General features: G+C 58.3%; 16 protein-coding genes and 1 pseudogene. 11 read left to right on the plus strand and 6 right to left on the minus strand.

The window, feature by feature from the left end; all coding sequences use genetic code 11:
- Positions 1–3 precede the first annotated feature (3 nt).
- Together IB254_RS22615 and IB254_RS22620 are read right to left on the minus strand one after the other, a co-directional pair.
- Positions 4–809: pseudogene (locus IB254_RS22615) on the minus strand (alpha/beta fold hydrolase).
- Positions 810–823: 14 nt separating this feature from the next.
- On the minus strand, positions 824–1,747 hold the full coding sequence (locus IB254_RS22620; RefSeq protein ID WP_008034291.1) for a LysR family transcriptional regulator: 924 nt from the start codon (positions 1,745–1,747) through the stop codon (positions 824–826).
- 49 nt (positions 1,748–1,796) lie between these two features.
- On the opposite strand from IB254_RS22620, the gene IB254_RS22625 reads away from it, so the two are divergent.
- The 3 genes from IB254_RS22625 to IB254_RS22635 all read left to right on the plus strand — a co-directional run bounded on the left by IB254_RS22625 (position 1,797) and on the right by IB254_RS22635 (position 4,144).
- A complete protein-coding gene (locus IB254_RS22625; RefSeq protein ID WP_008034289.1) occupies positions 1,797–2,111 on the plus strand; it encodes a hypothetical protein in 315 nt (104 codons plus the stop codon).
- A gap of 231 nt (positions 2,112–2,342) precedes the next feature.
- Positions 2,343–2,942: an FMN-dependent NADH-azoreductase gene (locus IB254_RS22630; protein WP_008034287.1), complete on the plus strand. Its 600-nt coding sequence runs from the start codon at positions 2,343–2,345 to the stop codon at positions 2,940–2,942.
- 335 nt (positions 2,943–3,277) lie between these two features.
- Complete coding sequence (locus IB254_RS22635) at positions 3,278–4,144, plus strand: carboxylate/amino acid/amine transporter (RefSeq protein ID WP_008040940.1); 867 nt, start codon at positions 3,278–3,280, stop codon at positions 4,142–4,144.
- Positions 4,145–4,247: 103 nt separating this feature from the next.
- On the opposite strand, the gene IB254_RS22640 is transcribed toward IB254_RS22635, so the two are convergent.
- Complete coding sequence (locus IB254_RS22640) at positions 4,248–5,135, minus strand: LysR family transcriptional regulator (protein WP_008034284.1); 888 nt, start codon at positions 5,133–5,135, stop codon at positions 4,248–4,250.
- A gap of 159 nt (positions 5,136–5,294) precedes the next feature.
- On the opposite strand from IB254_RS22640, the gene IB254_RS22645 reads away from it, so the two are divergent.
- A complete protein-coding gene (locus IB254_RS22645) occupies positions 5,295–5,939 on the plus strand; it encodes a hydrolase (RefSeq protein ID WP_008040938.1) in 645 nt (214 codons plus the stop codon).
- 69 nt (positions 5,940–6,008) lie between these two features.
- Here IB254_RS22645 and IB254_RS22650 read toward each other — a convergent pair whose 3' ends face one another.
- Entirely contained in the window at positions 6,009–7,307 is a 1,299-nt protein-coding gene (locus IB254_RS22650; protein ID WP_008034280.1) for a mechanosensitive ion channel family protein, read from the minus strand.
- A 193-nt stretch (positions 7,308–7,500) separates the two neighbouring features.
- Between IB254_RS22650 and IB254_RS22655 the strand changes: the two genes are divergently transcribed.
- Positions 7,501–8,847, plus strand: coding sequence for a DEAD/DEAH box helicase (locus IB254_RS22655; protein WP_008034278.1), 1,347 nt, complete (start codon positions 7,501–7,503; stop codon positions 8,845–8,847).
- Positions 8,848–9,006: 159 nt separating this feature from the next.
- Here the strand turns inward: IB254_RS22655 and IB254_RS22660 are convergent, their stop codons facing one another.
- Positions 9,007–10,293, minus strand: a complete 1,287-nt coding sequence (locus tag IB254_RS22660; protein WP_008044013.1) for a CitMHS family transporter — start codon at positions 10,291–10,293, stop codon at positions 9,007–9,009.
- A 270-nt stretch (positions 10,294–10,563) separates the two neighbouring features.
- Between IB254_RS22660 and IB254_RS22665 the strand changes: the two genes are divergently transcribed.
- The 3 genes from IB254_RS22665 to IB254_RS22675 all read left to right on the plus strand — a co-directional run bounded on the left by IB254_RS22665 (position 10,564) and on the right by IB254_RS22675 (position 13,562).
- Entirely contained in the window at positions 10,564–11,505 is a 942-nt protein-coding gene (locus tag IB254_RS22665) for a hydroxymethylglutaryl-CoA lyase (protein ID WP_192419529.1), read from the plus strand.
- Positions 11,502–12,713, plus strand: a complete 1,212-nt coding sequence (locus tag IB254_RS22670; protein ID WP_192419530.1) for a CaiB/BaiF CoA transferase family protein — start codon at positions 11,502–11,504, stop codon at positions 12,711–12,713. Before IB254_RS22665 ends, IB254_RS22670 begins: the two co-directional genes overlap by 4 nt.
- Before the next feature lie 87 nt (positions 12,714–12,800).
- Entirely contained in the window at positions 12,801–13,562 is a 762-nt protein-coding gene (locus tag IB254_RS22675) for an IclR family transcriptional regulator (protein WP_192419531.1), read from the plus strand.
- A 92-nt stretch (positions 13,563–13,654) separates the two neighbouring features.
- Here IB254_RS22675 and IB254_RS22680 read toward each other — a convergent pair whose 3' ends face one another.
- The gene (locus IB254_RS22680; RefSeq protein WP_192225945.1) at positions 13,655–13,930 is read right to left on the minus strand and encodes a hypothetical protein; all 276 of its coding nucleotides are present in this window, start codon (positions 13,928–13,930) and stop codon (positions 13,655–13,657) included.
- A gap of 292 nt (positions 13,931–14,222) precedes the next feature.
- On the opposite strand from IB254_RS22680, the gene IB254_RS22685 reads away from it, so the two are divergent.
- Genes IB254_RS22685 through IB254_RS22695 form a run of 3 tightly spaced genes read left to right on the plus strand, consistent with a single transcriptional unit; the run spans position 14,223 to position 25,269 of the window.
- Positions 14,223–15,929, plus strand: a complete 1,707-nt coding sequence (locus IB254_RS22685; RefSeq protein ID WP_192419532.1) for a ShlB/FhaC/HecB family hemolysin secretion/activation protein — start codon at positions 14,223–14,225, stop codon at positions 15,927–15,929.
- Positions 15,930–15,953: 24 nt separating this feature from the next.
- Positions 15,954–24,842 (plus strand): hemagglutinin repeat-containing protein, encoded by an 8,889-nt coding sequence (locus IB254_RS22690; RefSeq protein WP_192419533.1) that lies wholly within the window; start codon positions 15,954–15,956, stop codon positions 24,840–24,842.
- Between the two features lie 4 nt (positions 24,843–24,846).
- A complete protein-coding gene (locus IB254_RS22695) occupies positions 24,847–25,269 on the plus strand; it encodes a hypothetical protein (protein ID WP_192419534.1) in 423 nt (140 codons plus the stop codon).
- Positions 25,270–26,517 lie beyond the last annotated feature (1,248 nt).

Consider the following 26,517-nt stretch of genomic DNA (forward strand, 5'->3'; position numbering starts at 1 on the left):
GGGTCAGTGATCCTGAGTGTGGTGGTGTCGACTGCGGTGAGAAACTCGAGCAGGGTTTGGTTGAAGCGTTCGGGTTGATCCAGCGGGGTGGCGTGACGCGAATCGGCGATCACCACCAGCCGCGCATCGGGCAGCAGTTTTACATAGTTCTCTTTCAGCGCTACCGGTGTGTAGTCCCGGTCGGCGCTGACAATGAGGGTTGGACAGGACACCCTGGAAAGTCGTTCCTGAACCCCCCAACCAACAATCGCGTCGAAGCTGGCGAGATAAGCATGTTTGTCGTTTTTTGCCCAGCGTTCGGCCATCTTTTGACGCAATTCAGCCTGTTCCGGCTTGGGGAACAGTTTGCTACCAAGGGCCTTGCCGATGGTGCCCAGGCTGAGTGCGCGCATCAGGCTCCAGCGCTTGAACCACTGCCAGTAATCGTCGCGGCTGCGCAATTTGACCTCGGGCGCGCTGTTGACGATGCACAAGCTCTTGAGCAATTGGGGCTGATCCACCGCCAGTTGGAAGCCGATCATGCCGCCCATCGACAGTCCCACGTAATGTGCGGGGCCGAGGTTCAGATGTTCGATCAGGGCAACCAGGTCGGCGCTGAACCCGGCGATGCTGTAGCGCTCGCGGGGTTTGTCGGAGCGACCGTGGCCGCGCACATCCGGGACGATCACCCGGTAACGGGCCGCCAATGCCGGGATCTGTTTTTCCCAGTCCAGGGTGCTGGAACCGAGCCCGTGAACCAGTAGCAACGGCGTGCCGTGGCCATATTCCTCATAGTGCAGGTTGCAACCTTCGTGTTCGAAATAGGCCATGCGATCACTCCGTGTCAGGCTTGTTCTGGGGCAGCGAAGGGCGCATCCAGCGGCGCGGTGTCGAAGGTGCGCAGCAGTTCGATGAGGATTTGCGTGGCCGGGCCCAAGGGTTTTTCCTTGTTTGAATACAGGTAGAAACTCGGGTTTCGGCTACCGCCCTGATCCAACGGTAGCAGCTTGAGCGTCCCTTCCTTCAGTTCGCGTTCGATCATGTGTCGCGGCAACCAGGCAAATCCCAGGCCGCTGCTGACAAACGTCGCGGCGGTGGCCAGGCTGCCGACGGTCCAGCGCTGTTCGGCGCCGAGCCAGCCGACGTCGCGTGGCTGTTGACGGCCGGAGTCGCGGATCACCACCTGCATCTGGCTTTCCAGGTCCTGGAAATTCAGTTCACGGTTCAATCGATGCAGGGCGTGCTCGGGGTGGGCGACAGCGACGAATTCAACGTCGCTCAATTCCGCACCCAAATAGCCGGGAATGCTGAAACCGGTGATCGCCAGATCGGCCACGCCTTCGAGCAGGACTTCCTCCACGCCCGACAATACTTCTTCGCGCAGACGCACCCGACAGCCACGGCTTTGCGGCATGAATGCGGTCAAGGCGCGGACGAGGCGGGCGCTGGGGTAGGCGGCGTCGACCACCAAACGCACTTCCGCTTCCCAGCCTTGCTCCATGTGATGCGCCAGGTCTTCCAGTTGGCTGGCCTGTTTCACCAGTTGCCGAGAGCGACGCAGCAAGACGCCGCCGGCCTCGGTCAGCACCGCCTTGCGGCCGTCGATGCGCAGCAATGGCACGCCGAGTTGATCCTGCATGCGCGCCACGGTGTAGCTGACCGACGATTGCGAGCGATGCAGCGCTTCGGCGGCCTGGGCGAAACCGCCGTGGTCGACCACGGCCTGTAACGTTCGCCATTGATCAAGGGTCACGCGGGGCGCTTTCATCTTGAGCTCCTCTTGTCCTAAGCTGGCGGTCCTTATTGGAGACTGCCGAATGAAAAAATTCTGTTGTGTGGTGCTGGCGATGTTGCCGTTGACTGCGTTTGCCTACCCGATCGACGTACAAAAACAGCTGAACGGCATGGACATCGACTACAACGCGTATGACACGGATACCGACATCGCCTCCATTCAGGTCAACAACTTCGGCAGCACCGATGCAGTCTGTAAGGTGGTTTTCAATAACGGTCCGGAAGCGCCGCGCACCCGCAATATCGAAGTGGCTGCCGGCAAGCACAAAAATGCCACTGCCAAGTTCAACCGGACCATCATCAAGATGCGCATCAACCTGACCTGCACCCCCAAATAACACTGCAACCCTGTGGGAGTGAGCCTGCTCGCGATAGCGGTATGTCAGTCAAAGTCAATTTTGAATGCGCCACCGCTATCGCGAGCAGGCTCGCTCCCACATGAAGCATGCTCAGCTTATAAACGAATTTATTGATGGGTTATAGCAGTTATTTGCGCTTTTTTATCGATATGACTCTGTTTAACCTTCACTCCATCGACTTACAGCATTCTCAGATGGAGGCTACATCCCATGTCCCGCGTTCTGATCATCGAAAGCAGCGCCCGTCAGCAAGACTCGGTTTCGCGTCAACTGACCCAGACCTTCATCAGCCAGTGGAAAACCGCTCACCCGAACGACCAGATCACCGTCCGTGACCTGGCTGTCAATCCGGTGCCGCACCTGGACATCAACCTGCTGGGCGGCTGGATGAAACCCGCCGAGCAGCGCAACGACATCGAACAGGCTTCCCTGGAGCGCTCCAACCAGTTGACCGATGAATTGCTGGCCGCCGACGTATTGGTCATGGCCGCACCGATGTACAACTTCGCGATCCCCAGCACGCTGAAAGCCTGGCTCGACCACGTGCTGCGAGCCGGTGTGACCTTCAAATACACCGACACCGGCCCGCAAGGCCTGCTCAGCGGCAAACGCGCTTATGTGCTGACCGCTCGCGGCGGGATCTACGCCGGTAGCACCGCGGATCATCAGGAACCGTACCTGCGTCAGGTCATGGGTTTCATCGGAATCCACGATGTGACCTTCATCCACGCTGAAGGCATGAACCTGGGCGGTGACTTCCAGGAGAAGGGCCTGAACCAGGCCAACGCCAAGCTTTCCCAAGTGGCCTGAGGCTTTAATCGCCAGATAATCGCTGGATGGTCTAGTGACCTGGCGCAACCCTTCAAGCCTGTACGCGCATCGACCTCCCTTTGCACTTGTTGCTCCTGAGTGCTGTAGCCCGATTGAACGCTTTAGCGAGATCGGGCTTTTTTTTGCCTGCGATTTGGGGGGGGCACGCATACCTCTGTAGGAGCCGGCTTGCTGGCGATAGCGGTGGATCAGTCAACGTATGTATTGGCAGGACAGACGCCATCGCCAGCAAGCCGGCTCCTACAGGGATCTGTGTGTTCTCGCGATCGCCGGCAAAACCCGCTATCGTCGCCGCCATTCAAAACGAGGCGAGCATGGGCTATCTACTTTTTGTCACGCTGATCCAGGCGTTTTCCTTCAGTCTGATCGGCGAATACCTGGCCGGTCATGTCGACAGTTACTTCGCGGTGCTGGTGCGTGTGCTGCTGGCGGGGCTGGTGTTTATTCCGTTGACGCGCTGGCGCTCGGTGGAGCCTGCGTTCATGCGCGGCATGCTGCTGATCGGTGCGTTGCAGTTCGGCGTGACTTACGTCTGCCTGTACCTGAGCTTCCGGGTGCTGACGGTGCCGGAAGTGTTGCTGTTCACCATCCTCACACCGCTGCATGTGACGCTGATCGAAGACGCGCTGAACCGGCGCTTCAACCCATGGGCCCTGGTCGCTGCGCTGGTGGCGGTGCTCGGCGCGGCGGTGATTCGCTACGACCGGATCAACCCGGATTTCTTCATGGGGTTCCTGCTGCTGCAACTGGCCAACTTCACCTACGCCGCCGGGCAGGTGCTTTATAAGCATCTGGTGGCGCGTCATCCAAGCGATCTGCCGCATTACCGGCGCTTCGGTTATTTCTATCTCGGTGCACTGGCGGTGGCGTTGCCGGCGTTTCTGTTGTTCGGCAAACAGAACTTCCTGCCCGAAGCACCGCTGCAATGGGGCGTGCTGGTGTTCCTCGGCCTGGTCTCGACCGCGCTGGGGTTGTACTGGTGGAACAAGGGCGCGTGCCTGGTGAATGGCGGGACGCTGGCGGTGATGAACAATCTGCATGTGCCGGTGGGGTTGCTGATCAATTTGTTGATCTGGAATCAGCATGAAGAACTGGGACGGTTGTTCTTTGGCGGATCGGTGATTTTGATGGCGGTGTGGATCAGCCGGTTGGGTGTACGAAAGTCGTTGGCAATCACCTGACTCCTGTAGGAGCCGGCTTGCCGGCGATGGCGGTGTCATATGCAACATTGATGTCAGCTGATACACCGCTATCGCCGGCAAGCCGGCTCCTACAAAGGACGTGTTATTTCTCTGCCAGTTGCGCCACCAGAAACTCGATGAACGTCCGGGTCTTCTGCGGCACCCGGCGTGCCGATGGATAGACCGCGTTAATCGTGATCGCAGGCGCCTGCCATTCACACATCACCGGCACCAACCGGCCAGCCGCCAGCGCATCCTCGACAATGAAATTGGGCAACAGCGCGATCCCCATGCCGGCCTCGGCGGCTTGGGCGAGCAAGTCGCCATTGTTGGCGTGCAGAGGGCCCGTGACGTTGACCCGCTGGGTTTCCTTGCCGTTGCACAGCTGCAAACTCACGCCACTTTGCAAATACCCGTAGTTCAAACATTGATGGGCGCGCAGATCCTGCGGCGTCTGCGGAGTGCCTGCGCGTTCGAGATACGCAGGTGAGGCGACCATGATTCGCGGGGCCGGCGCCAGTTGCCGGGCAATCATCGTCGAGTCCGGCATGCTGGCGATGCGGATGGTCACGTCGAAACCACCGCGCACCGGGTCAACCTGCTGATCGCTGAGCACCAGTTGCAGCTCTATGTTCGGGTGTTGTTCATGAAACAGCGGAATCAACGGCCCCAGCCGGCGCAACCCGAAGGACATCGGCGCATTGACCCGCAGCACCCCGCGTAACTCGCCGATGCCGTTGCGCGCACGCTGTTCGGCCTCGTCCAGCGAAGCCAGTACTTCCCGCGCCGCGTCGAAATACTCCGCGCCAGCCTCGGTCAGGTGCAGGCTGCGCGTGGTGCGTTGCAGCAGTTGCACGCCGATGGCTTCCTCCAGCGCCTGAATCTGTTTGCTGACTTTTGATCGCGGCACATCCATTGCCCGTGCAGCGGCGGCAAAGCCGTTCTCGCCGACCGTGACGACGAACGCGCGCATGCATTCAATGCGATCCATGATTGTCCCTATTTTAGAATCAATGATTCTCGATTTTAGGTAATTGTCCCTTTCCTTGCTAGCCCCTAAAGTGACATCCAAGCCGACGACAAAGCCTCTGGAAGCCGCGTCGACTAACCCATTACTGATTTGAACTATCGACATCAAAAGGAACGCGCCATGTCTATTCGTGAACTGCTCAACCCAACCAACTCCGCTCTGATCCTGATTGACCACCAGCCGCAAATGGCTTTCGGCGTGCAGTCGATCGACCGTCAGACCCTGAAGAACAACACCGTCGGCCTGGCCAAGGCCGCCAAGATCTTCAACGTGCCGACGATCTACACCTCGGTGGAAACCGAAAGCTTCAGCGGTTTTATCTGGCCGGAGTTGCTGGCTGTTCACCCAGAGCAGAAGCCAATCGAGCGCACCTCGATGAACTCCTGGGAAGACAAGGCGCTGGTTGACGCGGTGAAAGCCACCGGCCGCAAGAAGCTGATCATTGCCGCACTCTGGACTGAAGTCTGCCTGACCTTCCCGGCGCTGGAAGCCCTGGCTGAAGGCTACGAGGTGTACATCGTGACCGACGCGTCTGGCGGCACCACCAAAGAAGCTCACGACATGTCGGTGCAACGGATGATTCAGGCAGGCGCGGTGCCGGTCACCTGGCAACAAGTGCTGCTGGAATACCAGCGTGACTGGGCACACAAAGACACTTACGAGGCGGTAATGGAACTGGTGCTGGAACACAGCGGCGCGTATGGCATGGGTGTGGATTACGCCTACACCATGGTGCACAAGGCGCCGCAGCGGCAGGTCAAGTAAGCAGTGATCATCTGAACGATGCGGTCCATGTGGGAGCGGGCTTGCCCGCTCCCACAAGTTTTTGTGGGGTTACATGATGTGTTTTTCAGGTTCGGGGATGTGGCTTGCACCAAGCATCGCCGGGAGCAATCCGGCCCGCAGATCCCCGCCACTCGGCTGCTGATAAAGGCTCAAGCCAAACTCCGGCAGCACCGCCAGCAGATAATCGAAAATATCCCCCTGAATCCGCTCGTAATCCGCCCACGCCGTGGTGCGGGTGAAGCAGTAGATTTCCAGCGGAATCCCCTGCGCCGTGGTCTGCATCTGCCGCACCATGCAGGTCATGTTCGGCTGGACCTCCGGATGGCTTTTCAAATACGCCAGCGCATAGGCGCGGAAGGTCCCGATGTTGGTCATCCGCCGACGGTTGGCCGACATTGCCGCGACGTTGCCCTGAGCTTCGTTCCAGGCCTTGAGTTCAGCCTGTTTGCGGCTGATGTAGTCGGTCAGCAGGTGCACCTGGGACAGTTTTTGCTCTTCGTCATCACGAATGAATCGCACGCCGCTGGCGTCGATGAACAGGCTGCGTTTGATCCGTCGTCCACCGGACTGCTGCATGCCGCGCCAGTTCTTGAACGACTCGGACATCAGGCGCCAGGTCGGAATCGAAACGATGGTCTTGTCGAAGTTCTGCACCTTGACCGTGTGCAGCGTGATGTCCACCACATCGCCATCGGCACCGACTTGCGGCATCTCGATCCAGTCGCCGACCCGCAGCATATCGTTGCTGGTCAACTGCACGCTGGCGACAAACGACAACAATGTGTCCTTGTAGACCAACAGAATCACCGCCGACATGGCGCCCAGACCCGACAGCAGCAACAGCGGCGAACGGTCGATCAACGTGGCGACGATGATGATCGCGCCAAATACGTACAACACCATTTTCGCCAGTTGCACGTAGCCTTTGATCGAGCGGGTGCGGGCGTGTTCGGTGCGGGCGTAGATGTCCAGCAACGCATTGAGCAGGGCGCTGATCGCCAGCACCAGGAACAGAATGGTGAAGGCCAGTGCGACGTTGCCGAGGAAAATCAGGCTGGTTTTGCCCAGCTCCGGCACCAGGTGCAAGCCGAACTGGATCACCAGCGACGGCGTCATCTGCGCCAGGCGATGAAACACCTTGTTCTGGCGAAAGTCGTTGACCCAGTGCAACGCCGGTTGGCGGCCGAGCATTTTGGTCGCGTGCAGGATCAGGTAACGCGCCACTCGTCCGAGGGTCAGCGCCACCACCAGCAACAGAAGCAGCCCGAGGCCGGAATGCAGGAGCGGATGCTGATCGAGAGCACCCCAGATGTCTTGGACGTTGAGCCAGAGCTGTTTGATATCCATGGGTAAAACCGTTTCTTCTATTGTCCGTGTCGGAGCGATTAGAGCATTTAAGACGCTTTGCATGACGTTTAAGGACAAAAGAGGCAACAAAAAAGCCACTGTTTACGGTCGATTGCATAAAGAAACTCGGCCTTCGCGCTCGAAACCGTTACCCTATGCAGCTGTTTTTTTGTATTTCTTCGAGGTAGCACCCGTGTTTTCCCAATTCGCCCTGCACGAACGCCTGCTCAAAGCCGTGGCCGAGCTTAAATTTGTCGAGCCAACGCCTGTGCAAGCAGCGGCTATTCCGCTGGCGCTCCAAGGGCGTGACCTGCGGGTGACAGCGCAAACCGGTAGCGGCAAAACCGCTGCTTTCGTTTTGCCGATCCTCAACCGTCTGATCGGCCCGGCGAAAATCCGCGTCAGCATCAAGACCCTGATCCTGCTGCCGACCCGCGAGCTGGCCCAGCAGACCATCAAGGAAGTCGAGCGCTTTGCGCAATTCACCTTCATCAAGTCCGGCCTGATCACCGGCGGTGAAGACTTCAAGGTCCAGGCCGCCATGCTGCGCAAGGTGCCGGACATCCTGATCGGTACGCCGGGCCGGATGATCGAGCAACTGAACGCCGGCAACCTCGACCTGAAAGAAGTCGAAGTGCTGGTGCTCGACGAAGCCGACCGCATGCTCGACATGGGCTTTGCCGAAGACGTGCAGCGTCTGGTGGACGAGTGCACCAATCGCCAGCAGACCATGCTGTTCTCCGCCACCACTGGCGGTTCGGGCCTGCGCGAGATGGTTGCCAAGGTTCTGAACAACCCGGAACACCTGCAGCTGAACAACGTCAGCGACCTGAATGCGACCACTCGTCAGCAGATCATCACCGCTGACCACAACCAGCACAAAGAGCAGATCGTGAACTGGCTGCTGGCCAACGAGACCTATCAGAAGGCCATCGTGTTCACCAACACCCGGGCCATGGCCGACCGTATCTACGGCCGCCTGGTGGCGCAGGAATACAAAGCGTTCGTCCTGCACGGTGACAAGGACCAGAAAGACCGCAAGCTGGCGATCGATCGCCTGAAGCAAGGCGGCGTGAAAATCCTCGTGGCCACCGACGTTGCCGCTCGCGGCCTGGACGTCGACGGCCTCGACCTGGTGATCAACTTCGACATGCCGCGCAGCGGCGACGAATACGTTCACCGCATCGGTCGCACCGGCCGTGCCGGCAATGATGGCCTGGCCATCTCGCTGATCTGCCACGGCGACTGGAACCTGATGTCGAGCATCGAGCGCTACCTCAAGCAGAGCTTCGAGCGCCGCACCATCAAGGAAGTCAAAGGCACCTACGGCGGACCGAAAAAGGTCAAGGCCTCGGGCAAAGCGGTTGGCGTGAAGAAGAAAAAGGTCGACGCCAAGGGCGAGAAGAAGAAAACCGGCGCCAAGGCACCGACCAAGCGCAAAATCGCCAACCGCCCGAAGACCGACGCCCTGTCGCTGGTCAGCAAGGACGGCATGGCCCCGCTCAAGCGCCGCAAGCCGGAAGCCCCGGCTGCTGAATAAAGCGCCGTAGCGATCCCATAAAAAAACCGGACCCAGGTCCGGTTTTTTTTTCGCCCGCAAATTGCACGCACCCCCTGTAGGAGCCGGCTTGCCGGCGATGCGATCTAACCGATACACCGCGGTGCAGCCATCGCCAGCAAGCTGGCTCCTACAGAACGATTACCGGATGACGGAAATCGACCCCAACGCCAGCGCCGCCAACAACATCACCCCCACCGTGCCGATCGTCCATTTCAACGTCATGCGCTGGTTATCGCCGTAGTCCAGATCCAGCAACCCACACAGCAGATACGTGGACGCCACCAGCGGACTGAGTAAATGCACCGGTTGGCCGATCAACCCGGCGATTGCCATCTCCTTGCCGCTGATGCCGTAGTGGCTGGCGGTTTCGGCGAGGATCGGCAGCACGCCAAAGTAGAACGCATCGTTGGTCAGCACGTAGGTGAACGGCATGCTGATGAACGCGGTGATGATCGACATCGAACTGCCAGCCCATTGCGGGATGACATGGATCAGGCTTTCGGAAATGGCCTTGGTCATGCCGGTGCCGCCCATGATGCCGACGAAAATCCCAGCCGCGAAGATCAGCAAGGTCACCGCCATGACGTTATCGGCGTGGCGCGCGATCACCGCTTTCTGCTCTTTGAGGTTGGGGAAATTCACCACCAGGCCGATACCGAACGCGAGCATGAACAACACCGCAGGTGGCATCACCGCGAGCATCATCATCGCGATCAGGGCGATGGTCAGCGCGGCATTGAACAGAAAGCGCCAGTCGTTCAAGCGAAATTCGGTGAAGTGCTCCAGCCCTTCATTGGCGTCGAGTTGCACCACGCCCAAGCGGCGTCGTTCCAGCCGTCCGAGGTACAGCGCCACAAAAATCACCCACACAAGTCCAATGGCCATCAATGGCAGCATCGCCACGAACAGCTCGGTAATGTCGACTTTCATGGCGCTGGCCGCCCGGGAAAACGGCCCGGCCCACGGCAGAATGTTCATCACGCCAATGGCCAGCAACAGCACCGTGGCCATGACTTGCAGGCGCACGCCGGTGCGGCGATACAACGGTAGCAGCGCCGCGCAGGTGATGATGTAAGTGGTGGCGCCATCGCCGTCGAGGCCGACGCAAATCCCGAGAATCGCCGTGCCCAGCACGATTTTCTGCGGATCGCCTTTCACCGCTTTGAGGATCAGTTTGACCAGCGGGTTGAACAATCCGGCGTCGGTCATCATGCAGAAATACAGGATCGCAAAGGTCAGCATCACCCCGGTCGGGGCCAGCATTTTCAGGCCATCGAACATCATCGGCCCCAGCGTCGTGGTGTAGCCGGCCAGGCAGGCAAAGGCGACCGGGACCAGCAACAGCGCAACCAGCGGCGACAGGCGTTTGCTCATGACCAGGTACATGAAGCACGTGATCATCGAATAGCTGAGTAGGGTCAGCATGATTTCCCTCGTTTTTTATAGGTTTTGTCCGGGTATGACGGCGGGCGAAAGCAACGCTTTGTCATTGATGGTGTTCTGCTGAACAGAACATCATTCCTTTTGGTGGAACAACTTTCCGGCCAAATTTTTACGCTGTCAAGTTTTTGTCCATTCGTTGACAAGCCACCGAAACCCGGCAGATACTAAAAATAGAACAATATTCTGTCAGATAGAACGCTGATCGAGGTGCCCTGAAACAAGGGCTTTCGTGGCGTCTCAGGAGGGCTGGTGATGGGTCATTCGAACGAAATCGATATTCTGGTCAGCGAAGTCGGGCCCCGTGACGGGTTGCAAAGCGTCGCGGCGACCATGCCGACCGAACTGAAACTGAAATGGATCGCCGCGTTGGCGAGCGCCGGGTTACGAGAGATCGAAGTGGGCTCCTTTGTGTCGCCCAAACTGCTGCCGCAGATGGCCGATACCGCTGCAGTGGTGGCTTTTGCGCGGACCTTGCCCAACCTGTTCGTGACCGCGCTGGTGCCCAACCTCAAGGGCGCCGAAGCGGCCTTCAAGGCCGGCGTGCAGAAAATCACGATGCCGATTTCGGTGAGCAAACCCCATTCCCTGGCCAACATCCGCAAAACCCACGCCGAGGTTTATCAGGAGGTGCGCAACGTCGTTGCCTTGCGCAACGAGCAGTACCCGCACGTCGAAATCGAGGCCGGTTTGTCGACGGTGTTTGGCTGCACGATCCAGGGCGAAGTACCGGACGACGACACCGTGCGCATGGCCCTGATCATGGCCGAGCTGGGCGTCAACGAAGTGGGGCTGGCCGACACCGTCGGTTACGCCAACCCGACACAAGTACGGCGCTTGTTCACCCGGCTGCGTCAGGAATTGCCGGGCATTGCCGGCAGTGCCCATTTTCACAATACCCGCGGCCAGGGCCTGGCCAATGTGCTCGCGGCGCTGGATGTCGGCGTGACCACCATCGACGCGTCTCAGGGCGGCATCGGCGGGTGCCCTTATGCGCCCGGCGCGTCCGGAAACATCGTCACCGAGGACCTGGTGTACCTGCTCGAATCCATGGGCCTGCGCACTGGCATCGACATCGATCGGCTGGTGCAGGCCCGCGAATGGTTGCGCCAGGGCCTGCCGGGAGAAGCGCTGTACGGCTTCATCCCGGACGCCGGAGTCGGCAAGAATTTTCACTATGCACAGAAGGCGCTATGAACATGAGCCCCAGCCAACAACAAAAGCCTCTGCCGCTGGCCGGCATTCGGGTCATCGAGTTTGTCCACATGGTCATGGGGCCGACCTGCGGCCTGGTGCTGGCTGACCTCGGGGCCGAGGTGATCAAGGTCGAACCTGTTCCTGCGGGCGACAACACCCGGCGCTTGATGGGCTCCGGCGCGGGGTACTGGACCACCTACAACCGCAACAAGAAAAGCTTCGCCGTCGACCTGAAATCCGCCGAAGGCATTGCTGCAGTCAAAAAGCTGATTGCCACCGCCGATGTGGTCACCGAGAACTTTCGCCCCGGCACCATGGAAAAACTCGGCCTGGGTTACGCCGACGTGAAAGCCATCAAGCCGGACATTATTTACAGCTCCATGAAAGGTTTCCTGCCCGGCCCCTACGAACATCGTACGGCGCTGGACGAAGTGGTGCAGATGATGACGGGGTTGGCCTACATGACCGGCCCGGTCGGCCAGCCTTTGCGCGCCGGGGCGTCGGTCAACGATATCATGGGCGGGATGTTCAGCGCGATTTCGATTCTGGCGGCGCTGTTGCAGCGTAACCAAGGCGCTCAGGGGCAGTTCGTGCAGACCGGCCTGTTCGAGAATTCGGCGTTCCTGGTGGCCCAGCACATGATGCAAAACGTGGTCACTGGTACACCGGCGGCACCGATGCCGAGTCGGGTTTCGGCGTGGGCGATTTATGACGTGTTCAGTTGCGCCGGTGAAGAGCAGGTCTTCCTCGGCGTGGTCAGCGACAGTCAGTGGAAAAGCTTTTGTGAGGTGTTCGGCTTCGATGCCTTCGGCAGTGATCCGCAGTTGGCCGGCAACAACCAGCGAGTCGCCGCGCGCAAGGTGATCCTGCCGCAAGTCCGCGAATGCCTGGCGGGCATGAGCAAGGAACAGGTGATGGCGCTGTGTGAAAAGGCCGGTCTGCCGTTTTCTCCGATCCAGCGACCTCAGGACCTGTTCGACGACAAACACCTGAACGAGTCGGGTGGCATGGCTGAGGTGACGTTGCCTGACGGTCAATCGGTCAAGGTGCCGATGCTGCCGTTTGAAATGGACGGCCAGCGCTTTGGTACGCGCTTGAATGTGCCTGAGTTGGGCAGCCATAGCGATGAGTTGCTGGCCGAGTTGGGCTATTCGGATAGCGATATCAGCGCACTGCATCGCGCAGGCGTGATCAAGTCCGAGGGGTGAAGGGTGGTCGCCCGTTCGCTCAACGGTTAAGGTAGCCGCTGCGCAGCCCGGTGCTGGCGCCGTCCTGAAGTTTTGTCACGAGCGAACATGAGCAAACAAACCCCATCGGAAGACGAACCTTCCGCGCCCACTGCCGAAGGCGGCGTGGCGGCCGTGGATCGCGCCTTTGCGATCCTTGCGGCGTTCGACGTCGGAAGCAACAGCCTGCCACTGGCGGAAATCGCCCGGCGCACCGGCCTGTATAAAAGCACCATCCTGCGTTTGATGAGTTCGCTGGAACGCGCCGGTTTCATCCGCCGCCTCGGCGATGGGCAATACGCCGTCGGCCCCGAACCGTTGCGGTTGGCGCAGGTCTACCAGACCTCGTTCCGCCTGCGGGACGTGATCTACCCGCTGCTGGAATCCTTGTCCGACACGAGCGGCGAAACCTCCTCTTTTTACGTACGGGAAAACGACAGCCGCGTGGTGTTGTTTCGCGTCGAGCCGAAGCGCGCAGTCAGGGTTTCCCTGCATGAAGGTGCACGATTCCCACTGAATGCCGGGGCGTCGGGCAAAGTCCTGCGAGCCTTTGGCGCGCTGTCCGAGCCGACCCTCGGTGCGATTCGCGAGCAATTCTGGGCAAGTTCCTTTGGGGAACGGGATCCGGAGACGGCTTCGGTGTCGGTGCCTGTATTCAATGCCGCGTATGAATTGACCGGTGCGTTGACCTTGTCCGGCCCGGCGGAGCGATTCAGCCAGGAGAAAGTTGCCAGGGCGTGCGGGTTGTTGCTCGACGCAGCGGCCAGGGCGACCGTCGCGTTAGGCGGGGACAATCGCGAATTGCTCAAGGCGGCCGAGCGCATCACTTAAATAATGCACAATCTATTGTAGGAGCCGGCTTGCTGGCGATTCTTCCTGGCACACCGCGTTGAGGCGATCGCCAGCAAGCCGGCTCCTACAGGTTAGTTTTCGGCTTTTTTATCCGCCGTTTCCAACTCCTTCATTCGCTGATCGATCAACTGGCACTTGTCCGGCAGATCCGCGCTGGCCGTGCCCAAATCCATTTTCTGCAATTCATCGTTGATCTCCTTGGCCTTCTTCGGATTCTGCTCGGTGAGCTTGGCCACTTCCTTGGCCAGTTGTTCGCGTTTGGCGGTGGCTTCCTCGGGTGTGCAAGCCCAAGCGGGGAGGGCGCAAGCGAGGGTGGCGGCGAGGGTGAGTTTCAGCAAGGTTTTCATGGAATGGGCCTCGGTTCCGTTTTGGGCGGTTAATCGGTTGAGGCTGCTTGGTACCTTAAAGTTCCGCTTGCTGCACACGGTGGAAACAGCGCCTGGGAATCGTCCTGTTGCCCTTGGTTTTTCTTCCGGCATGCGTTCAGAGGTTTCCTGCCGTTTCCCGGATTGGTCTGCTTCAGGCGATAGCGCTCATCGGTTAGCGTTTCCTGGCAGGATGAAAAATTGACGTCAGGATAGTGGCCATCTAACATCGCGCCACTATTTTGCTATTACGCCCTAATTCGAGGGATCGAACATGTCTCTGCCCGCCCTCGTGGCGAGGTTGTGCCTGGCTTTGCTGTGCCTTTCTCCACTGAATCTCGCTCATGCCGCGCCCACTCCCGGTGAAACCGACCTCATCCGTGAACGCCAGGATCGTCTGCTCGAAGAGCAGCGTCGGCGCCTCGAAGAGCTTAAAGAGTTGCCCGGCAAGGAAGCGAAACCGGTCCAGCCCTCGGCACCTGCCGACAGCCGTTGCTTCCCTATCCAGGACATCGCACTCAAAGGCGCCGACAGCCTTTCTGCCGGTGAACGCGAACGCTTGCTCAAGCCCTACATCGGCCAATGCCTGGGCGTCTCTCAGCTCAACGAATTGCTCAAGGTCATCACCACTCTCTACATCGAAAAAGGCCTGGTGACCAGCCGCGCTTACTTGCCGCAGCAGGATTTGTCCGGTGGGCATTTAAAAGTATTGGTCGTTGAAGGGCGGCTTGAAGGTCTGAAAGGTGCGCAGGGCAGCCAACTCTCGGACCGCGAACTGGCCATGGCTTTTCCGGGCCAGAGTGGCGGATTGCTCAATCTGCGTGAAATTGAACAGATGGTTGATCAGCTCAACCGCTTGCCGTCGAATCAGGCGCAGATGGAATTGACCCCGGGCCAGAACGTCGGCAGCAGCGAAATCCTGGTCAAGAACACACCGCAAAAGCCTTGGCGCGTCGGGTTGTCGCGTAGCAACGACGGTCAGCGTAGCACCGGCGAGCAGCAGTGGCGCACGACGCTGGACTGGGACAGTCCGCTGGGGCTGGCCGATCAGTTGATGCTGCGCGGCGGTGGCGATGTGATGACCGATCACCAGCACACATCCAACAACGCAACGCTGTATTACAGCCTGCCGTGGGGCTGGTGGGACTTCAGTTACACCTACACCCAGAACGAGTACCGCACGCAGCTTGTCGCCAACGATTACCCCTTCAAGCTGACCGGCGACACCGAAAACCATCAGCTGCGGGCCGAGCGGGTGATCCACCGCGATGCCCTGAGCAGGACCTCGCTCAGCCTTGGCGTCTCTTATCTGCGCAGCAACAACTTCATCGAAGACAGCAAGCTCAAGTTCAACAGTAACCGCCTCAGCGAAATGCAGTACGGCGTCAACCACGGGCGACGAATTGGCAGCGCGTACGTCAACTTCGACCTGGGCATGCAGGACGGCATCGGTGCATTCGACGCCCAAGGCAATGACCATCCCGCCCCCGGCGAGCCGGATGCGCGTTACCGCAAATACATGGCCGTCGCGTCCTACCTGCAACCGTTCAAGGTGTGGGGCGAGTCGTTCAGTTTCACCAGCCTGATGACCGGCCAGCGCAGTGAAGACGTGTTGTTCAGTCCGCAACGCACCAGCCTCGGCGGGCAATCGTCGATTCGTGGCTACAAGGACCAATCCTTGTCGGGCGACAGTGGCGGTTACTGGCGCAACGATCTGCGCTGGACCCGTCCAGTGAGCGCCGAATGGCTGCGCCCGGTGTTCGCTGAATACGGCACTAGCCTCGGTTACGACCAGGGCGTGATCCGCGGCAATCGTTTCAATGACGATCAGCACGGGCGCATGTCCAGCAACTCGGTGGAGCTGTTTGCACGCGGTCAGCATGTCGCCGCCAGCGTGACCTTCGCCCACTCCCTGGAACGCCCGGACACCCTGACCGAGCGTGAAGCGCCGATCTATTTCCGCGTGGATTTCTTCCTTTAATTTCGCTGCATCGAGACCTTCCACATGGACGTTCGCCAGTACGCTTTCCTCGCTCGCCAGTCTTCTGCCGTGGTGAAACCCCGCGAGCACTTCTGGGGCATGCCCAAGCGCGGATTGGCGTTCCTGCTGGCCAACGTCATGTTCTGGCAACCGATGTGGGCACAGGCCGACGGCATTGTGGTCGCTACACCGGGTACTACGCTGGACAATGCCGGCAACGGCGTGCAACTCGTCAACATCGCCACACCGAATGGCAGCGGCCTGTCGCATAACCAGTTTTACGATTACAACGTCAGCGCCCAGGGGCTGATCCTCAACAACGGCTCGGCGCAGACTTCGCTCTCGCAACTGGGCGGCATCATCATCGGTAACCCGAACCTGAAAAACAGCGGTTCGGCGCAGACGATCCTCAACGAAGTCATCGGCGGCAGCCCCAGCCAGTTGCGCGGTTACACCGAAGTGGCGGGGCAGTCGGCACACGTCATTGTCGCCAACCCCTATGGCATCACCTGCAACGGCTGCGGTTTCATCAACACCCCGCGCGTGACCTTGACCACCGGCAAACCGGTGCTTGATGGCGCGGGTCGCGTCGATCACTTCCAGGTCGATCAAGGCAGCATTGCCATCGAAGGTGCCGGGCTCAACGCGAGCAACATCGATCAGTTCGACCTCATCACCCGCTCGGCGACGATCAACGCCAACCTCTACGCAAAAAAACTCAACGTCATTACCGGGCGCAACAACGTTGACGCCACCAGCCTGTCGGCCAAGGCCCTGGCGCCGGATGGTTCCACAGCGCCAATGCTGGCAATCGACAGCAGCGCGCTCGGCGGCATGTACGCCGGTGCGATCAAACTGGTGGGCACCGAGCGGGGCGTGGGCGTCAAGCTCGGCGGGGAGATGGCGACCAGTGCCGGTGATCTCAACCTCGACGTCAATGGCAAGCTGACACTGGCGACCACCGGCGCCAGCGGCGCGCTCACGGTCAAGGCGCAAAGTGTGCAAGCGGATGGCCCGCTGTACGCCGGCGGCAACCTGAACGTCACGGCCAGTGAAGACCTGTTCAATCAGAAGAGCATCGCTGCAGGCGGCAACGTGATGCTGGCCAGTAACGGCCAACTGACCAACCTCGGCATCATCGAAGCCGGGATCAATGCCGACAACACCCACAACCTGACGGGCGACGTGCAGATCGACGCCAAAAACCTGCGCAACGCGGGCCAGGTCATTGCTGCGCGCAAGCTCACCGCCAACGTCGAAAAAGACTTCGATAATCGCAAGGGGCTGATGAGCGCGAACGCGGCGCTCGCAAAAGTGACGGTCGGCGGACGGCTCGACAACACCGAAGGCACCCTTCAGGCAAAGACTGATCTGGTGGTCAGCGGCGCAACGGTCATCAACCAGAACGGTGCGATGCTCGGCAAGGCGGTCACCGTTACCGCCACCCACCTCGACAACAGCCAGCAGGGCCGCGTCGTGGCGGACAGCGGCGCGCTGACCGTGACGGTGGATCAAGCCGTCAACAACCAGCAGGGACGGCTGCAAGCCACCGATGGTGATGTTGCACTCAAGGCCGGCAGCGTCGACAACCGCGCAGGTGTCGTAGTCGGGAAAAAAGTGGCAGTGACCACCACGTCAGGCAATCTGGACAACCGCGCCGGGCAAGTGCTTGGCAACCGTCTGGAGGTCGACGCCAAAACCGCCGTTGATAACCGTGACAGCGGCCAACTGCTCGCGGGCAGCGACGGCTTGAAACTGAAAGCCAAAGGGCTACAGAACCAACAAGGCAACATCACCGCCGGTGGCAGCCACGCTGAACTCGATTTGGGTCAGGGCCGTCTGGACAACCAGTCGGGCACCCTCAGCGCGAGCAGCGTCAGCCTGACCGCGGGTGACGTCGATAACAGTGGCGGCAGCCTTGTCAGCCTGGCAGGCAACCTGCAATTGACGGTGGATCGTCTGATCAACCAGGGTGGCTTGATCGAAGCCAGCCAGAAAGTGCAGCTCGATGGGCAGAGCCTGGACAACAGTGCCGGGGGGCGACTGCTTGCGCACTTCGGTGATTTGAGTCGAATCGCCCTGCAAAACGAACTGGATAACCGTGGCGGACACATCGCCATCGGCAGCGACAACTTCGTCCTGCAGGCCGGCACCTTGCGCAACGGCGCCGGGCAGATCGAACACGCGGCCACCGGTCAGTTCAGCGTGAACTCCGCCCGCCTGTTCAGCGCCCAGGGCCGCTTGGTCGGTCTCGGCAGTGGCGACTGGAACATCACGAACGTCGACGGTATCGGCCTTTGGCATGTCAACGGTGCGCTGGATATCAGCGGCCTGCAAAGCATCGCCCTGCAAGCCGGTGACCGCATTGCCAGCGCCAGCAGCCTGAGCCTGGATGCGGTCAGCCTGAGCAATGCCGGCGAGTTGCTCAGCGACGGCGACCTCACCCTCAAGCTGTCCGGCAACCTGACGAACCAAGGGCTGATTTCGACCCAGCAGGCGTTGAAAATCAAAGCGGCCAACGTGACCCAGAACGGCGGCCGAATCGCCAGTGCCGGTAACGGCGAACTGGCCCTGAGCGGCACGCTCGACAACCTCGGCCGGTTGACCTCCAGCGCCAATCTGAGCGTCGTCGCCGACCGCATCGACAACGGCGGCACCCTTGGCGCCCAACAGCTACTCACCCTCAGCGCTAACCGAGACATCAACAACCGGGCGGACAGCCTGATCTTCAGCGGCGCCGACATGACCTTGCGCGCCGACAGCCTGCTCAACCGCTACGCCGATTTCTACAGCAAAGGAAAACTCAGCTTCGCGGCCCGTGATGGCGGCAAGGCCAGCCTGTTGATCAACCGCTCCGGCAGCATCGAAAGCGGCAGTGACATCGACATCAAGGTGCGCGAGCTGATCAACGAAAAGGCCGAATTCGAAGCCACCCAAAGCATCGCCAGCCGCCGCATCGTGATCAACTGCACCGATTGCAGCGGCGGTACTCACTCCGGCTATTACATCGTCCGCACCCTTTACGAAGGCAGCATTCTCAAGGACTCCCCGGCGTCGCGACTGCTGGCTAACCAGGACCTGCTGCTAGACGCGGTCACCGTCACCAACGGCCAGAGCCTGCTGGCCGCCAACCGCCACACGACCATCACGGCCAGCAACTTTTATAACCGTGGCTTCACCCTCGACAATCGCGAAGAGAACATCAACTACTTCCTCGACGGCGTCAGCAAGAGTGCTTACCGGGTCACCGAGGCCGCGACCAACGCCTGGAACGACAGCTACGCCGGGCAGCCACTCGCCAGTCAGGCGCCGATTCCGATCGAGGTGACGAAATACCCGATCGAGAACATCACCAACACCATCATGCCCGGCAACAACACGACCCATGTCGGCACCGTGCAGGCCGGTGGGGCGCTGAAACTGAACGTCAGCGGTGAGCTGGTCAACGGCAGCCTCACCAACCAGGGGAACGCCCAACTCATCGGCGCCACCCTCGACAGCCAGGCCTTTGGCGCCGGTGGCCAGCAAATAATTCTCGCCAGCCCGGTGGGCAGCCCGGGCCCGTTGAAGGACGTCAAACGCATTGAAACCGTCGCTGTCGACGGCAGCGTAAAAGTCAGCTTTGTCCCGGTCGATTTTACCGGCGCAGCCTTCGTCGGCATCGACCCGACCTCGCTCCCGAGTTTCCGCCTGCCTCAAGGCAGTTACGGCCTGTTCACCCAGAGCCGCAACCCGGCCAACAAATACCTGATCGAAACCAACCCCTCGTTCGTCGACCTCTCGAAGTTCATGAGCTCGGACTACTTGATCGGCAAGCTGGGCTACGACCCCGACCAGGCCGCGCGCCGACTGGGCGACGGCCGCTACGAAACCCGACTGATTGCCGACGCCGTGCGCGCCCAGACCGGCCAGCGCTTCCTCGCCGATGGCCTGAGCAGCGACTACGAGCAATTCCAGTACCTGATGGACAACGCCATCAGCAGCAAAAACGCCCTGAACCTGAGCGTCGGCGTCATGCTGACCTCGCAGCAGGTGGCCGCCCTGACCCACGACATCGTCTGGATGGAAGAACGGGTCATCAACGGCGAAACCGTGCTGGTGCCGGTGCTGTACCTGGCCAAAGTCGACTCGCGAAATCTGCGCGGCGGCAGCCTGATTCAAGGGCGCAACGTAGAGATAATCACCGGCGGCGATCTGAAAAACGTCGGGACATTGCGCGCCAGTGAAGACCTCAGCGCCTTGAGCGGCGGCAGCATCTTGCAGGGCGGCCTGGCACAGGCCAACGCCAACCTGACCCTGCTGGCGCAAGACAGCATCCGCAACGCCATGGCCGGGGAAATCCGCGCCGACAAGGTCAACCTCACCAGCCTCAAAGGCGACATCGTCAACGACCGTACCGCCACGACATTCAACATCGGCGCCGGCAGCGCCACGCAACTCGATGCCGGCAGCAGCATCAGCGCCGGTTCAAAACTGACCATCAACGCCGCGAACAACCTGACCAGCAAAGGCCAGATCAGCAGCGGCGGCGATGCCACGTTGACCGCCGGCAACGACATCAACCTGCTCGCAGTGGAAGACCGCACCGTCACCCGCGACGCCCTGCGTCGCGGCCTGCGCACCGAAGAAACCCTCACCCAGTTGGGCTCCAGCGTAACCGCCGCGGGCAACCTGACCCTGCACGCCGGCCGCGACCTCAACGCCGTCGCCAGCAAGGCCAGTGCCGGAAAGGACTTGAACGCCAGCGCCGACGGCGACATCAACCTGATCTCGGCCGAGGACGAACACAACCTTGAGAGCCGCTACAAGAAGGGCAACAAAAAGGTTCATGAGATCGATGACCAGACTCGTCAGGTGGCCAGCGAGTTTAGTGCGGGGGGGAATCTGTCGGTCAAAGCCGCAGGGGATGTAACGCTGTTGGCCAGTAACTTGAGTGCCGGGAATGAGGCCTATCTGGCCGCCGGGAAGGATTTGCTGATTAGGGCAGCACAGGACGAAGACTACCGCTTCTTCAACCAGACCAAGAAAACCTCGTCGAGCAAAAAGAGCCTGCTTGAAGAGATTTTCAGCACGACCAGCGTCGGGAGTTCGGTGACGGCTCAGGGCAAAACCGTGTTACTCGCCGGCAACAACCTGCTGGTCGAAGGCAGCAATGTCATCTCCGAGAAAAGTGGCGTCAGCCTGGTTGCCGGCAATGATGTGAAGATTGTGGCTGCCACTGATTCAACCAGCATGCGTCATGAAAGCAGCTCAAGCAAAAGCAGTTGGGGCGGTTTTAAGTCGAGCAAGGTCAAGGATCAGGTTTCCGAGACGCAAACCAATGCTGTCGGCAGCATGATCTCGGGTAATACCGTGGATGTTGCCGCCAAGCGCGACGCCATAATTACCGGCTCATCCCTGGTCAGTACCCAGGATCTGACCGTACACGCCGGGCGCGACCTGACAATCAATGCAGCAGAAAACACCTTTACCCGTGATGAACGCCATAAGGAAAAGAATCGCGATCTGACCGGTGTACTGACGGGCAATAAGCTCGGCGTCGATGACATTACCGGCAACCAGCACCTGTCGGTCAGCAGTCAGAATCACACCGGTAAGTCTGCGCAAACCACGCTGACGGGGAGCACCATCGGCTCCAGCGAGGGCAATGTCAGCCTCACCAGTGGTCGCGAATTGAGCGTGATTGCCAGCGACCTCATCAGCACCAAGAACATGAGCCTGATCGGGTCCAAGGTGACCATCGCTGCCGGCATGGAAAGCGCGAGTCAGAGCAGTACCGACAAGTCGAGCAGTTTGGCGGTAGGCCGGGTCATAGGCGGCATGGTCCTCGATACGGTCAATACGATTCGCAGTTCAGTAAAAGCGGCCAACAGCGCAGACGATCCGCGACTCAAAGCGGTGAAGCTGGCTCAGGCGGTAATGGCGCTCAACGATCTGGGAAGCATGGCCGGTGATACCGAAAATGCGGGTTCGGACTATGCAAACAAACAGGGGAGTGCCAGTAACGGATCTCTGATCAAGATCGGTACCGAACTGGCAAACACCCACAGCAAAAGCACCAGCGAGTACGCCAGTCGGACTGCCAAGCAAAGCACGATCAATGCTGGCAAAAGCTTGTTGATCATCGCCGATGGCGGCGTGCCGGGAACGGCAGGTGATATTCATGTTATAGGCAGCAGCTTGAAGGCCGCCGATACCGTATTGCTGGCGAAAGACAACATCATTCTGGAGAGCGCACAGAACACCGCCGACTGGGCTAACAACAACAGCAACAACAAAACCGCCATCGGTGCCAGCTTCAACCTGGGTGAGCAGAATGGATTTACCCTCGACCTGGGCGCTTCCATCGCCAAGAGCATGGGCACCGGCAGCTCGGTCACCCAAGTCAACACCACGCTGGAGACCGGCACTCTTTCACTGCACAGCGGGCAGGACACCACCCTGGCTGGCGCGCAAGTCCGTGCCGACAGCATAAAAGCGTTAGTTGACGGCAACCTCAACATTACCTCGCGCCAGGACACCGAGAGCCAGAAAAACAAACAAGGCAGTGCCGGTTTCGGCGCCAGTATTTGTATTCCACCCTTCTGTTATGGCTCAACGGTAGCGGCGTCTGTAAACCTCGCTGCGAGCAACATGAACAGCGACTACAAGGCTGTGACAGACCAGAGCGGTTTGTTCGCCGGCAAGGGCGGTTACGACATCACCGTCGGTAAAAACACCGCCCTCCAAGGTGCGGTGATTGCCAGTGAGGCCTCGGCAGACAAGAACCTGCTCAGTACCGATCGCTTGATCGTCAGCGACATCAAAAACACCAGCGAGATAAGCGCCCAATCGGCAGGCCTTACGGTGTCCTATGGCAGCTATGCCGGTTCGAGCCTGGGCGGTAGTGTTCCGCTGTCACTGAAAGATTCGGAGCACAGCAGCACCCGCAGCGCGGTCAGCGAAGGCACCATCATCGTGCGCAACGCTGAAGGTGCGAATGATCTGGTTGGATTGAATCGCGATACCGCAAACGCCAATCAGGCGCTGGACAAGCCTGATGAAAAAGCCATGCAGGAGCGCATAGAACTTGTCCAGAGCACGGTTAAGCTCGCGCAAAACATCATCGACAAAATGGCCAACGCCCAGCAGCAAGCGGCGTTGGACAAAGCCAATTCGGCGCCGACCGAAAAGGAGCGCGATGCCGCGCGTGATGATTACGATAGCTGGGGTGTGGGAGGCGATAAACGCTTTATGGCGGACATCGCTGCGGGCTTGATTGCGGCAGGCATGGGGAGTGTGGGGGGGGCGACGGCGGTAGGTTTGGTCGCTAATACCACGGCGGCAGATACCTACAAAAAGATAGGCGACTATGCCGATCAACAATTAGCGGATGCGATACACAGAGAAGACAAAAACCTACAAGCGGCATGGGTCGAAGGTGGCTCAGCACGTGTCTTGTTGCACAGCTTGGCGGGCGCAGTACAAGGCTTGTCCAGTGGCACGGTCGCGAATGGAGCCCTGAGCGCGGGCGCGTCGGCGGCAATTATGCCTGCGTTGGACAAGGTGCTGAAAAGTTACGACATTGGACTGGCAAGCCGAGATGCGTTTGGCACTTTGATCGCCGCAGGATTGGGGGCGGCAGCCGGAGGTGGTGGTTCGATTGCGCAGATGAGCGGTGCTGCAATTGCTTCCAATGTTGAGCGGTACAACCGTCAGATACACCCTATAGAAATTCAGTGGATTAAGGCGCAAGCGGAAGCATTGGCCAAGGACGCTGGTATCACAGAAGCCGAGGCTGAGAAACGATTGGCCAGAGCGTTGGTGTACTACACCGATGCCGGCTGGCGTAAGGTCATTGACTCCAAATCGTCGGTACCCGATGACATCACCCTCAAGCATTTAGGCGCTGCATTAGCGCCGTTGGCGGATAGTTATGATGTCATTGCAACGGTCAACGGTTTTCCCGTGCCCGGAGACAAAAAGAGCTACACGCCAGAAGAAACCGTTCGTCTGCTTCAAAATTACGCCGTTACTCATCCAGAGGCGTATGCGAATAACCGTCTTAACGGCGAGTATCTGAATCCAAACTTCAATTTCTTTCCGACAACTGAGGACTATCGTAACCAGGATTTTTATAACAAAAATCTGAATTTCCGTGACGGTATCGGCGGTTTCCTTGCCGGTTCAATCACAGGGTTGCCGAAAGGGTATTGGGATGCCGCTGCGGGAGCTGCCTCCAATTTCTGGGCGCTGGGCGGTAGCCTTTTTAACCAGCCCGCGGACACGATGAGTCAGGTCGCCAACGGTCTATTGTTCTCGATGGCAAGCCCCGATAGGCTGTTCAACAGCTACCGTGATAACAAGAATGACGTAGAAATACTGTCCTATCTGTATCAGTTGCAGGGCGACACTTCTGCTAGCGCGGCGGTTCGAGCTAAATATGATGCGGAAATGGCAATTAATTTTTTACCAGCAGGGCGGATTGGGAAGCTGGGGAGTGCGTCAACTGAATGGGGTTTTATTGGTCCATTGCCAAAATCTCCCTCGGAAATAGCTTCTAGTTGGCAAGGGAGTGCTCCTTACTTTGGAGTGGATAAGTATATAGATACTACAATTCGTGAAGGGACGTTAGTTGTTGGGGCCGCTCCGGGACAGTCTCCGTATTATACAACGATTAAAGGGTTTGAAAGCACTGGTGGTACCGCGGTTGGGTATTATGAAGGGCTGCAAATTATGCCAAATATAGCTAATATTAATTACCCTAAATATCGAAGTGGTGTGACTATTTATAAGGTTAGTAGCGATGTGAAAGCGGGAGTTGGAAGCGCTCTGGCAAATCCGAAGTTCGGAGTTGGTGGGGTTGAACAAATGTTTATTCCAAATTTTGAGAATGTCTTGGTGCCCATATATTCAATTCCATTTAAGAGGTAGCTCTATGACAGAATTACAAGATCTCAAAAATGGATGTATTTGTCTCGACAAATGCATCTCGATTAAGCAGGGTTTGTCGGTGCTTGCCCTCATTGGTCAAGGGCTGAGGTTTAATGATGAGGTTGACTTTGGTAATGGTTGGGTTCTCCGGTCCAGTTGGAATCATTTTGTTTTTGGGTGTGAAGTTAATGTGACTTTTAACTTTTTGAACGATTATCTGAAAATTTTCGGTTTCGCATTGGCTAATGAAGGTGGGTTTGACCTCGAAGACCTCAAGAAAAAACACGACGATTTATTAAGGAACCTGCTTGGTGAACCGCAGAAAAAGAATGAGGTCATGGTGTCTTATGAATTTTTATGGGGGGGGATTACATCTCAAAAAGATCCAAGAGGAGGGTCATGCAGCATAGAGGTTAATTGGCTGTAGGATACTTGGGAGGGACGTATTGCCGCGAAATATGGCTTTGTCAGTATTCAGGCACCTGAAAAAGGTAGAGATAACGGGGGGCAGACCACATTTTTGAGAGGTGAAGGGGGCAGGCGACATGTCCTGAGGCATATTTTGATTATGCTGAAATGATAGGGGATGAAATTACGCTCAGTCCCAAGGCGCAGGAATAGTTACTTTAAAAGGTCGCTATGCATCTCCGGAAGGGTCTTTGCTAGGAACTGGCCGCGTTAATAATATAAATCAAAGTTTTTTCTTTTAGATTTTTAGCAGCTAGGGATGGGTTGAAGGAGTTTTTAAAGGGGGGTAATAAAGATTCGATGATCTCTTTTAAAAAGGATGAAAAGTATAGAGGGTTTAGGTAGGGGGGGAGTTTATGAGGCTGCTAAAGAGGGGCAAGTCCTATTTTAGACTAACCTGCAATGTGGACGGTTAGATGTATGTGTAGAAGGTTTCTCCTTTGTGGAGAATGACGTTGAGTGCAAAATATTGTTTGCTGACATTTCTAGTATTCATAGTCAGTTGGATGTGGAGCTTTTTTCGAATGCAAGTCGTTCAGGAGACTTGGATTTTTACGTTTAGTTAGATGTACAGTATGGGTTGTTTCACCTGTCGCTATCTATACCATTCTTGACGTATTCTAATGTTATGAATATTTTTGGTTGGACTTAGGGAGGGCTGGATGAAACAAGTCTCTTCTAGTGGTTAGTTGCGTTGGCTGAGTGGTATATGAGGGGCTGCGCCGTAGGTGGATCATTCAAACTCAAAAAACGACGTGGGTTTTGTGCGTTATCTCGTTCTTCCATTTGGTCGTGAAATGATGCTTGTTTAAAAGTGCTCAGTGTTACGTCCTGAAAGCTACAAGACCTTGCGCCGTTGCCTACGGGTACGCCAGAATCCGCCGGCTTGTGCGCCTTGACCCTGAACTCTATTGTTTCCCTGCCACTGCCCATCAGTGGTCGGGTTTAGCAGCTCGCGATAACTTGGCTGTGCGTGCATCTGTCTGCAGGTATTTCATTACCTGTACTTGATGGTAGCTGTACGCAGGGCGCCCTCGGGCGCGCCGGATTGCTGAGTTTCCCGGTCTGCTAACCTGCGTGCAGCTGCCACCCTAATGAGATGGTCAGCCCAGTACGGGAACCCCGCTAAATCTAAACTTACCGGGGTTCTCACTTACTTGAGGAGACCTCTCATGGACATCCTGGACTTGCTCGGCCTGGATATTGG

The sequence above is a fragment of the Pseudomonas sp. PDM03 genome, from assembly GCF_014852385.1.
Classification (GTDB): Bacteria; Pseudomonadota; Gammaproteobacteria; order Pseudomonadales; family Pseudomonadaceae; genus Aquipseudomonas; species Aquipseudomonas migulae.